This is a genomic window from Streptomyces sp. NPDC096324, assembly GCF_044763015.1.
Lineage (GTDB): Bacteria > Actinomycetota > Actinomycetes > Streptomycetales > Streptomycetaceae > Streptomyces.
On sequence record NZ_JBIWFK010000001.1, the window covers coordinates 69,101 to 82,026 of the forward strand.

Here is a 12,926-nt window from a genome sequence, read left to right on the forward strand (position 1 = left end):
GGCGCAGCACTGCGCAAGGGTCGCAAAAAGAGGGGGGTCGGCGTTGCTGGGCTGATCAGCTCGCCGGACAGATGGCGCTGGACATGCGGCCGAGGTCGACGTGCCGCCGACTCACCAAGGCAATTCCAGTTCCAGACATGACGGAAGCGTGTCACGGGGATCTCGGGGCAGTCCACCGTCATCCAGAATGTGGACACCCTTGTCCCGAATGTCGAGATAAGGGTGTTGTCGATCACATGACCGGCCCTCCAGTGGTGGTGCGAGGAGGGGTCGGAGCCGTGGTCACCACGGCACAAAGCGGGTCAGACGGGATGCGTCACGCGGGAAACGCGGGTCGGACGGGATGCGTCACGCGGGAAACGCGCCGGGCCACGGACCCGGTGTGACGGCCTCCGCCTCCTGTTCGACCTTGGTGTCGAAGAGCCGGAAGCCGCGTCGCAGGTAGTTGTCCATCGCGTGCTCGCCGTCCTTGCTGCACGTGTGCAGCCAGACGCGCTTCGTCCCGGCCAGCCCGGGCCAGCGGTCGGCCAGGTCCCAGGCGCGCGCGGCCCCGTACGAGAGGAGGTGGCCCCCGATCCGGCGGCCGCGGAACGCGGGGACGAGTCCGAAGTAGACGATCTCCACGACCCCGTCGTCCTGGGCCTCCAGTTCGACGTAGCCCGCCGGGGTCCCCCGGTCGTAGGCGACCCAGGTCTCCGTGCCCGGCCTGTCGAGCACCTCCCGCCACCGCGCGTACGTCCACGCGAGCCGGTCCGTCCAGAGGATGTCCCCGCCCACGGAGGCGTACAGGAAGCGGCTGAACTCGGGCGAGGGGACCTCGGCGCGGACGATCCGCAGATCCCCGTCCGGCGCGCTCGAGGGGAGCAGGTCGGCCGGGGCCGTCTGCTCCAGGGACCAGGTGGTCACGCTGATGTCGCTCATGACCGCCAGGGAATCACGGAGGGGGCCACCCCTCCAAAGGCGTCCACGAACCGGCCCGCGGAGCGGGGGCGCGCCGAGGCGGACGGGACCGGTCGGCGTCCGAGTGGCCCCTCCCGGGTGACCCCGCTAGTCGACCGAGTCGTCCACCGACGACAACGGCACCGCGTACAGCGCCCTGTGGTCCGCCGCGTCGGACAGGCTCCACAGTTCGCCGGTCCGCTGCGAGTAGGAGAGCGACCCGGTACCGAGGCCCCAGCAGGCGTGCGACTGGTCCGCGGTGCACGTGGCCGCGTCGGCGCCGTCGCCGCTCTGGCGCCACAGGGACGCGTGTCCGGTGCCGCTGTCGGACGGCCGCCCGATGTACCACCGGGACCGGTGCGCGAAGGCGCCGGAGATCCCGGAGCCCTTGGTCGTCCAGGCCTCGGCCGCGTTCACATGCCCCTGGGCGTCGGCGAGCAGCCCGGTGCGGTAGGCGGCGGTGCTGAACCCGTACCGCCAGACGCGGGTGCGCTCCGGGCGGTCGCTGGCGGCCTCCGTGGCGACCAGGCTGTCGGGAGCGGTCGTGCGGTCCAGGGAGAGCGAGCCGATACAGGGGACCGCGTGGTCGCGGCCGCGCGCGCACGAGCCGCCCTCCAGGTCGTACGAGCCGATCGCGGGAAGGACGTAGCGGTAGCCGGCGGCCGAGTAGCCGTGGCCCGTCCGGCCCACGGCACCGCTGTCCACGTCGGCGCGCAGCAGTCGGTGCAGGTCGAAGACGAGCAGACCGTCGCCCTGGTCCGCGGTGACGATCAGTTTGTCCTGATACCAGACCATGCCGCCCAGGCCGGTGCGGACCGCCGTGAAGTCCTTGCCGCCGGCCCGCGGGGCGACCAGCAGGACCCAGCGGTAGCGGAGGGCGTCCGGGTCCGTCGCGTCGACGACGGCGATCCGGGCGAGCCCCTCGTCCCGGTCCGGTGCGGCCGCCCGGCCGTCGCGGTGGGTCCAGCCGGCCAGGATCACCTGGTGGGTGCCCCACGCGCCGTCGTCGCCGGCGTCGCCGGACGTGGTCACGGAACGCGGCCGCCACCCCGGGGTCCGCGCGTCGGCGTCGTCCCAGCAGTACGCGCGGGTGGCCGTCGGCTCCACGGGGAGCGCGGCCCGCTCGTCGGCCGTGCAGTCGGCGGTGTTGCGCATCGCGTGGTCGGCGTCGCGCAGGACTCCGTCGACGCCCACGTTGCCGCCCATGCTGCCGCTGAGCGTGTCGAGTGATTCCCGGGAGGTGAGGTTCTCGTGGAGGCTGAGCTGCGTGGCGGAGCCGGTGCGCAGTGCGGTGAGGCCGCCCGGACTGTTGGCGCCGGTGGCCTGCGAGGTGCTGATCAGGGTGGCGGCCGCGGTGAGCGCGAGCGCGGTTCCGGCGAGGGTGGCGCGCAGCGCCTGTCCCCTTCTTCGACGACGGTGCCTGCCGCGCTGCTTCATGCGTCCTCCCGGATAGGCCAACTGCCTCCCCCGCCGAGGGCGTTGACGGAGAGACGCGTGGGGTGGCCTGTGGAGTGGATGCTACGGCAGTGACCCCCCGGCCAGGACGAAGACCGCGGAAGACGCCCCCGAAATACGCTCGGTTCACCCCTGTTCGTCCTCATGACGGCGCCGGTTCGGCCGTCGCGCGCGCTCCGAGCACCGCGGGCGCGGTCGAGTGCGGCAGCAGGTCCCGGGGGTCGTCCGGCAGCAGGACCTCGACCTCCACCTCCTCGCGGAAGCGGTACGGGCGGTGGTCGAGGAGCCCGATGAGCCGGCGGCGCACGCGGGACAGTTCGGCGCGGACCGTGACCGTGCGGGTGGGATCGCCGAAGAGGTCGACCGCCAGCTGGGCGGCGCTGCGTCCCTGCCGGTGCACGGCGAGGACGTAGAGGAGTTCCGCGTGGCGCGGGCTCAGGTCCTGGGCCCAACTGCCCGCCGTGCCCGCGACGGTGATGTGCGGGCGGCGGGGTTCGGCGAGGTCGAGGACCACCCGCCCGGCGCTGCCGAGGTCGCCGGCGCCGGTGACGCGCAGCAGCCAGCCGCCGGGCATCGGCTCGACGGCGCACGTTCCGAGGGAGGGCAGCCAGACGAGGCCCGCGCCGAAGGAGTCGGGCAGCGGGACCCGGTCCACGGGCGGCATGCCGGTGACGGCGGCGAGCCAGCCGTGGGTGTCCACCACGAGCGCGGGACCGTCGAGCCGGCACAGCAGGGGCGCGGCCACCGCGCGCAGCCGCTCGATGGCGGTCAGATGCGCGGTGCGCAGTTCGCTTTCGGCCAGTCTGGAGACGGTGTCGACCAGCGCGAGGGTGGCGGGGTGGAAGGTGCTGTCCGGGCCGCTCACGTCGATGATCCCGAGGAGCCGTCCGTCGCGCGGGTCGTGGACGGGCGCGGCGGCGCACGTCCAGTCCCGCAGGGTGCGCACGAAGTGCTCGGCCGAGTGCACCTGGACGGGGGCGTCCGCCGACAGGGCGGTTCCGATGGCGTTGGTGCCGGTGGTGTCCTCGCTCCAGGCGGCGCCTTCCTCCAGGCAGATGGTGTCGGCCCGGCGCAGCACGCTCGTGTTCCCCTCGCGCCACAGCACCCGGCCCTCGGGGTCGGTGACCACCATGATCTGCTGGGAGGCGTCGGCGACCGTCCCGAGGCCGCCGTGCAGGGTCGGCATCACATCGGCGAGCGCGGTGGACGTCCGCCGGTGTTCGAGTTCTTCGGGATGCAGCAGGATGCTGTCCGTTCCCTGTTCGGGATTGACGCCGAAACGTTTCGCTCTTTGCCAGGAGCGGCCGATCACCGGACGCGGCGCGAACGTGCCCCGCTCGCCCTTGACCGACGCCGCCCAGGTCTGCTGGAGGTGTCCCGCCGTTTCGGACGCGTCGGACGGTGCGAAACGGGCTGGGTTGAACGATGTGGTCTTCACAGAGCACTCCCGAAACCAGGACCTCGTACGGGCCGCGACACCGCCGTCATCCCACATCGTGCCTGCTCTCGGCCGGGTTCGTGGGGCCTTCGCACAAGGTGCACAAAGGAATGCAACGGTCTGCAACTCTCGCCAACGGTCACAAGGTTCCCCGAAACTGACAGCGACGCCGCCCGTGCGGTGTCCGAGCTCCTGAACGGGGCGAGCGGCGGGGGTGGTGCCGTGTCGGCGCAGCACCACCCCCGCGTCAGCGCCTCCCCCGCCTCCCTCAGGCCATCGGCCGGGCCCGCTCCACCACCGTGGCCAGATCCAGACTGTGCGGCAGCGTCCCGAACCCCGTGCCCCAGTCGCCGCCCAAGCGCGAGGCGCAGAACAGGTCGGCGACCTCCGGGGGCGCGTACCGCACGAGCAGCGACCCCTGGAGCACCAGCGCGATCCGCTCGACCAGCCGGCGGGCGCGGGCCTCGATGCCGTCCAGGTCGGCGAGTTCGGTCAGCAGGTCCTTGATGGCCCCGTCGAGCCGGTGGTCGGCGCCGCGGGCCCGGCCCACCTCCCGCAGATACGCGTCCAGGGCGCCCGGCTCCCGCTGGAGGGCGCGCAGGACGTCCAGCGCCTGCACATTGCCGGCGCCCTCCCAGATGGAGTTGAGCGGAGACTCCCGCAACAGTCGCGGCATGCCCGACTCCTCGACGTAGCCGTTGCCGCCCAGGCACTCCAGCGCCTCCACCGCGACCGGCGTACACCGCTTGGTCACCCAGTACTTGGCGGCGGGCACCGCGAGCCGCAGGAACGCCCGCTCCTGCTCGCTCCCGTCGTCGTACGCCGCCGCGAGCCGCATCGCCAGCGTCGTCGCCGCCTCCGACTCCAGCGCCAGATCGGCGAGGACGTTGCGCATCAGCGGCTTGTCGACGAGCCGGCCGCCGAACGCCTCGCGGTAGGTGCAGTGATGGATGGCCTGCGCGACCGCCTGCCGCATCAGCGCGGCCGAACCGAGCACACAGTCCAGCCGGGTCGCCGCGACCATCCCGATGATGGTGCGCACCCCGCGCCCCTCGTCGCCCACCCGGCGCGCCCACGTCCCGTCGAACTCGACCTCGCCCGACGCGTTGGACCGGTTGCCGAGCTTCTCCTTGAGCCGCTGGATACGGAAGACGTTGCGGGTGCCGTCCTCCAGGACACGTGGCACCAGGAAACAGGTCAGCCCGCCCGGAGCCTGCGCCAGCACGAGGAAGCCGTCCGACATCGGCGCCGAGCAGAACCACTTGTGCCCGGTCAGCGCGTACGTCCCGTCCTCGGCGAGCGGCCGCGCCTGTGTGGTGTTGGCGCGGACGTCGCTGCCGCCCTGCTTCTCCGTCATGCCCATACCGAAGAGCACGCCGGCCTTCTGAGCGGCGGGCCGCAGCTCCTGGTCGTAGACGGTGGCCGTCAGCCGCGGCACCCACTCCGCGGCGAGCGCCGGATCCGCGCGCAGCGCCGGCACCGCCGCGTGGGTCATCGACAGCGGGCAGCCGTGGCCCGCCTCGGCCTGCGTCCAGACCACGAAGCCCGCCGCACGTCTGACGTGTCCGCCGGGCCGGGTCCACGCCGACGTCAGCCCCGCCGACACACCCTTGCCGAGGAGGCGGTGCCAGGACGGATGGAAGTCGACCTCGTCGATCCGGTTGCCGTAGCGGTCGTGGCTGCGCAGCCTCGGCGGGTTCTCGTTGGCCAGCGCACCCCACTCCTGGACCTGGGCGGAACCCGTCGTCCGGCCGAGCGCCGACAACTCCTCGCGCGCCTCCTGGAGGAGCTCCGGATCGAGATGCCGGCCGACCGCCTCGCCGAGGGCCCGGTCGGCGGCGAATACGTCATATCCGACCAGGGGCGGAGCCTGGTTGGTCACGGTGTGGGTGCTGGCTGCCATACCGCTACCGTAAGGACGTGCACCAGGCAAAAGAAACAAGCGAACGGCCTCGCTCGGGCCGCTTCCACCGCGCTCGCGCGCTCTACCGGAACGTCTCCAAGCGCAGGACCGCCTGGCTGCTGCTCAAGGACACCGTCAACTCGTGCATGGAGTACCGGATCCTCGGACTGGCGGCCGAGGCCGCGTTCTTCACCCTGCTGTCCGTGCCCCCGCTGCTGCTCAGCATGATCGGGCTGCTCGGATACGTGGACGCGTGGACCGGCGCCGACACCATCGCCAGCCTGGAGTCCAACATCCTGGACGCCTCCCGCACCGTGCTGACCCAGAAGGGCGTCCACCAGATCGCCGAGCCGATCCTGCACGACGTGATGAAGGGCGGCCGGCCCGACATCATCTCCCTCGGATTCCTGTTCGCCCTGTGGTCGGGCTCGCGCGCGGTGAACGTCTTCGTCGACACCATCACCGTGATGTACGGACTCGACGGCACCCGGGGCATCGTGAAGACCCGGATGATGTCGTTCCTGCTGTTCATCGTGGCCCTGCTGATCGGCTCCGTGGCGCTCCCGCTGATGGTGGCGGGCCCGGACGCCGTGGTGAACGTCGTGCCGTGGTCGACGACCGTCGTCCAGGTCCTGTACTGGCCGGTCGTCATCGTCCTGTCGGTCGCCTTCCTGACGACCCTCTACCACGTGTCCGTCCCCGTGCGTTCGCCCTGGGTCGAGGACGTGCCGGGCGCCCTGGTCGCCCTCGCCATGTGGGTCCTCGGCAGCTTCCTGCTGCGCATCTACCTGACCAACACCATCGAGGGCCCCACCATCTACGGCTCGCTCGCCGCCCCGGTGGCCGTCCTGCTGTGGATCGGCGTCGCCGCCTTCGCCGTCCTCGTCGGCGCGGCCGTCAACGCCGCCATCGACCGGGTCTGGCCGGCCGCCGCCACCGCCGCGGCCCGTGCCGCCAACGAACGGCTGCGCGAGGTCCAGGCCGCCGAGTACGTCGCCCGCGTCGCCGCGCACCGCTCGTACGACGCCGATCCCGACGACCCCGACATGCCCTCCGAGTTCCCGGAACGCTGGTCGCGCTTCCTGCCCCCGGAGGACGTGACGTCCCGCCTGCGCACCCACGCCAAGAACACCCACCACACCCACCACGCCCCGAAGAACGGCGAGGAGCACTCGTCGGGGGAGTGAGCCCGGCCGTACCGTCCCGTCAGGCGGCCTTCCACACCCCCGCCGCCGCGGCCTCCCGCGCGAAGTCCCCGAAGTCCCGCGGCGCACGGCCGAGGATGTTCCGGACGCCGTCCGAGAGGTGGGCGTTACGGCCGTCGAGGAGGCTCTCGAAGAGGTCGACGAGGAATCCGGCCTCCTCGGCCGGCACCCCGAATCCGGCCAGCGTGTCGCCGTACTGCCGCGCCGTAACCGGTGTGTACGACAGCTCCTCGCCCGTCGCCCGCGCGATCTCCGCGACCGCCTCCCGGAAGGTCAGCAGCCGGGGCCCCGTGATCGCGAGTTCCCGCCCGGTGTACTTCTCGCCCCCGGTCAACGCGGCCACCACCACGTCCGCGATGTCCCGGACGTCGATGAACGGCTCCCGCACCTCACCCGCCGGGAAGACCAGCTCCCCGTGACGCAGCCCCTCGACCAGCGGGCCCTCGCTGAAGTTCTGCGAGAACCACGACGCTCGTACGATCGTCCAGTCCGCGCCGGACGTCCTGAGCGCCTCCTCGGTCGGTCCGGCCCGGTCCTCGCCCCTCGACGACAGGAGCACCAGCCGCCGCGCGCCGAGCTCCACCGCCTCCCGGGCGAGGGCCCCGACCGCCTTCGTGGCGGCCGGGGAGCCGACGTCCGTGGGGTACGCCAGATAGGCCGCGTCGGCGCCGCGCAGCGCCCCGGCCCACGTCGCGGCGTCCTCCCAGTCGAAGCCCGTGCCGCGCGAGGCGGCCCGCACCGTCAGGCCCGCCGCCCGCGCGGCCCGCGCCACCCGGCTCCCGGTCCGACCCGTGGCCCCTGTCACCAGCACCGTCATGTCCCGCGTGTTCTCTGTCATGCGCCCCAGTCAACTGCCGTCCCCGGCGCGGAACCATCGGCGAACGGCTCATTCCCATAAGCGGTCGTCCACGGTCGTCCACGGCTGTCGGAGCCGCCGTCTACGCTGGCCGCATGGACGCTCCGCCACGTTCGGACATGCTCATGCGGGGGGACCCGCTCGCCGGTCTGCTGGAGGGTCCCCGCGCGCGGGGCGCCTTCATGATCCGCGCGTGCTTCGACCCGCCGTGGTGCGTACGCGTCGAGGACCGCGCCCCGCTGTCGATCATGCTGGTGGTCCGCGGCGACGCCTGGGTCGTACCGGACGAGGGCGAGGCACTGCGGCTGCGGGCCGGTGACCTCGCCATCGCGCGCGGCCCCGACCCGTACCGCTGCGCCGACGAGCCCGCCACCCCGCCCCAGGCCGTGATCCTGCCGGGCGGCGAGTGCTCCTACCCGGACGGACGCTCACTGAAGGGCCACTGGGACCTAGGCGTCCGGAGCTGGGGCGACCGGCTCGACGGCTCCACGGTGCTGCTGATCGGGACGTACATGATGCGGGGCGAGGTCAACCGCCGGCTGCTCGACGCCCTGCCGCCGCTGCTCGCGCTCCCCTCCGACGTGTGGGAATGTCCGCTGACGCCGATCCTCGCCGCCGAGATGGTGCGCGACGAACCCGGCCAGGAGGTCGTCCTCGACCGGCTCCTCGACCTGCTGATGATCACCGCCCTGCGGGCCTGGTTCTCCCGCCCCGAGGCCGCCGCGCCCGCCTGGTACCAGGCCCTCGCGGACCCGGTCGTGGGCCGCGCGCTCCGGCTCCTCCAGGACGACCCCGCCCGGCCCTGGACGGTCGCCGCGCTCGCCGCCGAGACCGGCGTCTCGCGCGCCGCGCTGGCCCGACGCTTCGGCGAACTCGTCGGGGAACCCCCGATGACGTACCTGACCGGCTGGCGCCTCGCCTCCGCCGCCGACCGGCTCCGCGAGAGCGACGACACCCTGGAGACGATCGCCCGCCACGTCGGCTACGGCAGCGCCTTCGCTCTCTCCAGCGCCTTCAAGCGGGTCTACGGCGTCAGCCCGCAGGAGCACCGGGCCCGCCCGGCGTAGCGTGGCCGTCATGTACGCGGAACGGGCGTCCCGGCTGCCGGGCGCGGTGCTCTGGAGCCGCGTCCCGGCCGGCCCCGCGCCGGGCGCCGGGGCCGAGACGCCCGCGCGCCCGACGCCGGGTGCGGAGGCTGGGGCCGCCCGACTCCGGGGGCCGGGTTCCGCACGGCGTGCGGGGGCGGGGCACGCGGGCTCGGCGGAGGCCGGGGTCGCGTGGGGTGCGGAGGCGGGCCCGGGGGAGCGTGCGTCCGCGCCCCACGACAGGGCCATGGCCTCGTTCGTCCGCGGGATCGAGGGCGACGGCGAGGGCGGGATCGAGGGCGAGGGCTGGGCCCGGGACCATCTCATGGCCGTCCGGGACCGTCCCACGACCGCCCGGCGCGATCCCGCGGAAGCCCAGGACCGTTCCGGGACCGCGCGGGACGCCGTGCTTCCCGACGGATGCATGGATCTGCTCTGGAGCGAGGGGCGGTTGCTCGTCGCCGGTCCCGACACGCGGCCCCACACCCCGGAGGCGGCGCCCGGCGGCTGGGCGGGCATCCGCTTCTACCCCGGTACGGCACCCGCCTACTTGGGCGTACCGGCCAGTGAACTCCGGGACCGGCGCGTGGAGTTGACCGACCTGTGGCCCGCCGCGGAGGTGCGCCGCCTCACCGCGCGGATCGACGCGGCCGCCGACCCCGTGGAGGCGCTCGAAGAGGTCGCGCTGCTCCGGGCGGCCGAGGCCGGGCCCCCCGACCCGCTCCTCCGCGACGTGGTGGCCGCCCTGGGCGCGGGCCGCCCGGTCGCCGAGACGGCCGACCGACTGGGCCTCGGAGCACGGCAGTTGCACCGCCGCTCGCTCGCCGCCTTCGGGTACGGACCCAAGACCCTGGCCCGGGTCCTGCGTCTGCAACGGGCTCTCGCCCTCGCCCGCGACGGTGTGCCCTTCACGGAGACCGCGCTGCGCGCCGGGTTCGCCGACCAGGCCCATCTGGCGAGAGACGTAAGGGAGTTGGCGGGAGCGACACTCGGTGAGCTGGTCGGTCACCGGTGACGGGCCCGACTACTGCGCGGGCGCCGGCGCGGGTCCTCCCGGCAGCGGGGCGAACAGGTCGACGCCGTTGCCGTCCGGGTCGTGCACGACGGCGTACCGCATGCCCCAGAAGGCGTCCCACGGCTTGAGCTCGCCGTGGTGGCCCGCGCCGACGAGCCCCTCGTACACGGAGTCGACCTCGGCGGGGCTGTCGCAGCGGAAGGCGAGCGACGCCCTGCCGCCGCCGCTCGGGGGCCGCCACCCGGCGTGGAACGACCGGATGGTGTCCTCGGTGTCCAGCGCGAGACGCAGCCCGCCGGGCAGCCCGGCCTCGACATGCGGCTCGTTCTCCGCGCCGTCGGGGAAGACGAGCCCGAGCCGGCTGTAGAAGGCGATGGAGGCGGCCATGTCGGAGACCGCCAGCCCGATCACATCGAATCGTGGAGTCATACGGCCACCGTAGACGGGCTCCGGGCGGCCGGTCTTGAACGAAACGGACACCGCGCCCCGCGAGCGTGCGCCTAGGCTCCGGCCATGGTCTTCCGCGTTCTCGCCTACACCCGTACGACCGGCTACCGGCACGACTCGATCCCGGCCGCCGTCGAAGCGGTGCGCGCACTCGGCCGCGCGCACGGTTTCGAGGCCGACGTCACCGAGGACCCCGCGGTCTTCGAGGCCTCCCTCGACCCGTACGCGGCCGTCGTCTTCCTGTCGACGAGCGGCGAGGTGCTGACGCCGCCGGGCCGCGACCGACTGGCGGCCCACGTCCACGGCGGGGCCGGCTTCGTCGGGGTGCACGCCGCCGCCTGTACCGAGTACGACTGGCCCCACTACGGCGAGCTGCTCGGCGCCCGCTTCGACCGGCACCCGGCCCTCCAGCCGGGCAGGGTCCTCGTCGAGGACCGCGGGCATCCCGCGACCCGGCTGCTGCCGCCGGTCTGGGAGTTCACGGACGAATGGTACGACTTCCGGACCAACCCGCGCGAGGCGGAGCGCGTGCGCGTGCTGGCCTCCGCCGACGAAACCTCCTACGAGGGCGGGGGAATGGGTGCCGATCACCCGCTGGTGTGGTGCCGGGAACAGGGCGCGGGCCGGGTGTTCTACACCGCGCTCGGCCACGCCGTGGAGGCGTACGAGGATCCGGACTTCCTCGGGCACCTGCTCGGCGGCATCCTCTGGGCGGCCCGGCAGCCCGCCGCGGCGGCCTCGGACCAGGGCGCCTGACCCGGCGCCCGACCGGGGCACCCGACCCGGCCACGGACCCGGCGGGGGCCCCGCGGGCCCCGCCCGGACCCGGCCGACCGGCCCGCTTCGTACCGCGCGGTCGGCCGGACAGGGGGCTTCCGCAGGAATACCGGGACGCGATGTGGTGCTCTGATCTCTACAGCGCGGTGGTGCTCCGACTCTCTACGGCGCGCGACGGTGAGGAGCTGGTCCAGCATGGCGGTGGACACGGTGGATCCGGTGGCGGAGACGGGGGACCCGGTGATCTCCACCCCTTACGGAGCGGTGCGCGGCCGGTACGAGAACGGGATCGCGGTCTTCCGGGGCATTCCCTACGCCGCCCCGCCCTTCGGCGCCCGCCGCTTCCGCCCGCCCGAGCCGCCCGAGCCCTGGGACGGCGTCCGGGACGCCGGCGCGTTCGGACCGACGCCGCCGAAACCGCCGTACTCCGAGGCCTTCGCCCGCCTCCTCGCCGACCCGGTCGTGCCCGGCGACGACTGCCTCAATCTCAACGTGTGGACACCGGCGCCGGACCCCGCCGCCCGCCTCCCCGTCATGGTGTGGATCCACGGCGGAGCACTGACCCGCGGCTCCTCTGCCGTGCCCGTGTACGACGGGCACGCCTTCGCCCGCGACGGCGTGGTCCTCGTGTCCGTCAACTACCGCCTGGGCGTGGAAGGGTACGGCCTCTTCCCGGACGCGCCCGCCAACCCCGGGCTGCGCGACCAGCTCGCCGCGCTGGAGTGGGTGCGGGAGTCCGTCGCCCGGTTCGGCGGAGATCCCGGCCGTGTGACCGTCTTCGGCGAGTCCGCCGGAGCCATCAGCATCGGCGCGCTGCTCGCCAGCCCGCGCGCCCGGGGCCTGTTCCACCGGGCGGTCCTGCAGAGCGGGCCGCCCGAGGCGAGCGACCGCGACAAGGTGCGCCGCATGGTGCGCAGGATGGCCACCCGGCTGAAGATCCCCGCGACGGCGGAGGCGTTCGCCGGCGTCGACCGCGACCTGCTCCTGCGCACCCAGGCCGACGTGGGCAGGCTCAGCAGCCCGGTGCTCGGCGGTCCCGCCTTCGGCATCGTCGTGGACGGCGACCTCGTGCCACGTGACCCGATGGAGGCCCTCGTCGAGGGGGCCGCGGCGGACGTCGGACTGCTGCTCGGCTGGACCCGGGACGAGTACCGGCTGTGGCTCGTGCCGGGCGGGCTCATCGAGCGGGTCGACCGGCTCGGCCCGGTCGCCCTGGCCGGTGCGATGGCCCGCTGCCACTGCGGCCACGAGGTGCCCCGCGGCTACCGCGCCCTGCGCCCGGAGACGGGCACCGCCGATCTCGTCGGCCAGATGATCACCGACCATCTCCTGCGGGTCCCGCTGCACCGCCTCGCGGACGCGCGGAGCGGCACGCCCACCGCCTCCCTCGACGCGGACGTCCCCGCGGAGGGCAGGGCCCCGGCCCACGTCTACGAGTTCGCCTGGCGGTCCAACGTGCCCGGCCTCGGTGCCTGCCACGCCCTGGAGCTGGGCTTCGTCTTCGACACGGCGGGCGCCCCGGAGTCGGCGAAGCTCGCGGGCGAGGGCGCTCCGCAGGAGCTGGCGGAGGCCATGCACGGGGCGTGGGTGCGGTTCGCGGTCGACGGCGACCCGGGGTGGGCCGCCTGGGACGCCTCGCACCCGGTCCGGGTCTTCGGCGCCGGTGACCCGCACACCGCGCACGGCCCGCGCGACCGTGAACTCGCCCTGTGGGAAGCCGAGTCGGTCAGGGCCGCGGCCAAGCCCGACCCCGGCGCCACGGGCAGGCGCCCCGAGCGGGCCACGATCTGGACGGCCGGCCGCTCC

At 73.8% G+C, this 12,926-nt stretch carries 11 protein-coding genes and 1 pseudogene; 5 read left to right on the plus strand and 7 right to left on the minus strand.

Translation table 11 applies throughout. From position 1 onward, the window contains the following. Positions 1-55: 55 nt before the first annotated feature. From ACIQ7M_RS00305 to ACIQ7M_RS00325, 5 genes are all read right to left on the minus strand, one after another. A complete protein-coding gene (locus ACIQ7M_RS00305; protein WP_309486338.1) occupies positions 56-139 on the minus strand; it encodes a putative leader peptide in 84 nt (27 codons plus the stop codon). Positions 140-348: 209 nt separating this feature from the next. After that, entirely contained in the window at positions 349-921 is a 573-nt protein-coding gene (locus ACIQ7M_RS00310; RefSeq protein ID WP_403638280.1) for a GNAT family N-acetyltransferase, read from the minus strand. Between the two features lie 126 nt (positions 922-1,047). Further along, a complete protein-coding gene (locus tag ACIQ7M_RS00315) occupies positions 1,048-2,376 on the minus strand; it encodes a hypothetical protein (RefSeq protein ID WP_403638282.1) in 1,329 nt (442 codons plus the stop codon). A gap of 160 nt (positions 2,377-2,536) precedes the next feature. Next, positions 2,537-3,832: a GAF domain-containing protein gene (locus ACIQ7M_RS00320; protein WP_403638284.1), complete on the minus strand. Its 1,296-nt coding sequence runs from the start codon at positions 3,830-3,832 to the stop codon at positions 2,537-2,539. A 268-nt stretch (positions 3,833-4,100) separates the two neighbouring features. Further along, a complete protein-coding gene (locus ACIQ7M_RS00325) occupies positions 4,101-5,735 on the minus strand; it encodes an acyl-CoA dehydrogenase family protein (protein ID WP_403638286.1) in 1,635 nt (544 codons plus the stop codon). A gap of 17 nt (positions 5,736-5,752) precedes the next feature. On the opposite strand from ACIQ7M_RS00325, the gene ACIQ7M_RS00330 reads away from it, so the two are divergent. Then, positions 5,753-6,922: a YihY/virulence factor BrkB family protein gene (locus ACIQ7M_RS00330; RefSeq protein WP_355760121.1), complete on the plus strand. Its 1,170-nt coding sequence runs from the start codon at positions 5,753-5,755 to the stop codon at positions 6,920-6,922. A gap of 19 nt (positions 6,923-6,941) precedes the next feature. Here the strand turns inward: ACIQ7M_RS00330 and ACIQ7M_RS00335 are convergent, their stop codons facing one another. Next, the gene (locus ACIQ7M_RS00335; RefSeq protein WP_403638289.1) at positions 6,942-7,778 is read right to left on the minus strand and encodes an NmrA family NAD(P)-binding protein; all 837 of its coding nucleotides are present in this window, start codon (positions 7,776-7,778) and stop codon (positions 6,942-6,944) included. A gap of 113 nt (positions 7,779-7,891) precedes the next feature. Between ACIQ7M_RS00335 and ACIQ7M_RS00340 the strand changes: the two genes are divergently transcribed. Both ACIQ7M_RS00340 and ACIQ7M_RS00345 read left to right on the plus strand, forming a co-directional pair. Further along, the gene (locus ACIQ7M_RS00340; RefSeq protein WP_355760118.1) at positions 7,892-8,863 is read left to right on the plus strand and encodes an AraC family transcriptional regulator; all 972 of its coding nucleotides are present in this window, start codon (positions 7,892-7,894) and stop codon (positions 8,861-8,863) included. 343 nt (positions 8,864-9,206) lie between these two features. Beyond that, entirely contained in the window at positions 9,207-9,896 is a 690-nt protein-coding gene (locus ACIQ7M_RS00345; RefSeq protein WP_403639196.1) for a helix-turn-helix domain-containing protein, read from the plus strand. 9 nt (positions 9,897-9,905) lie between these two features. On the opposite strand, the gene ACIQ7M_RS00350 is transcribed toward ACIQ7M_RS00345, so the two are convergent. Next, positions 9,906-10,325 (minus strand): VOC family protein, encoded by a 420-nt coding sequence (locus ACIQ7M_RS00350; protein ID WP_355760116.1) that lies wholly within the window; start codon positions 10,323-10,325, stop codon positions 9,906-9,908. A gap of 84 nt (positions 10,326-10,409) precedes the next feature. Between ACIQ7M_RS00350 and ACIQ7M_RS00355 the strand changes: the two genes are divergently transcribed. After that, positions 10,410-11,099, plus strand: coding sequence for a ThuA domain-containing protein (locus tag ACIQ7M_RS00355; RefSeq protein WP_403638291.1), 690 nt, complete (start codon positions 10,410-10,412; stop codon positions 11,097-11,099). 216 nt (positions 11,100-11,315) lie between these two features. Beyond that, positions 11,316-12,866: pseudogene (locus tag ACIQ7M_RS00360) on the plus strand (carboxylesterase/lipase family protein); the annotation flags it as partial. Positions 12,867-12,926 lie beyond the last annotated feature (60 nt).

Excerpts from the sequence above, each read along its gene's own strand:
- ACIQ7M_RS00315 (WP_403638282.1), bottom strand. The coding sequence starts at position 2,376 with ATGAAGCAGCGCGGCAGGCACCGTCGTCGAAGAAGGGGACAGGCGCTG.
- ACIQ7M_RS00335 (WP_403638289.1), bottom strand. The coding sequence starts at position 7,778 with ATGACAGAGAACACGCGGGACATGACGGTGCTGGTGACAGGGGCCACG.
- ACIQ7M_RS00310 (WP_403638280.1), bottom strand. The coding sequence starts at position 921 with ATGAGCGACATCAGCGTGACCACCTGGTCCCTGGAGCAGACGGCCCCG.
- ACIQ7M_RS00355 (WP_403638291.1), top strand. The coding sequence starts at position 10,410 with ATGGTCTTCCGCGTTCTCGCCTACACCCGTACGACCGGCTACCGGCAC.
- ACIQ7M_RS00340 (WP_355760118.1), top strand. The coding sequence starts at position 7,892 with ATGGACGCTCCGCCACGTTCGGACATGCTCATGCGGGGGGACCCGCTC.
- ACIQ7M_RS00305 (WP_309486338.1), bottom strand. The coding sequence starts at position 139 with ATGTCTGGAACTGGAATTGCCTTGGTGAGTCGGCGGCACGTCGACCTC.
- ACIQ7M_RS00345 (WP_403639196.1), top strand. The coding sequence starts at position 9,207 with ATGGCCGTCCGGGACCGTCCCACGACCGCCCGGCGCGATCCCGCGGAA.
- ACIQ7M_RS00350 (WP_355760116.1), bottom strand. The coding sequence starts at position 10,325 with ATGACTCCACGATTCGATGTGATCGGGCTGGCGGTCTCCGACATGGCC.
- ACIQ7M_RS00325 (WP_403638286.1), bottom strand. The coding sequence starts at position 5,735 with ATGGCAGCCAGCACCCACACCGTGACCAACCAGGCTCCGCCCCTGGTC.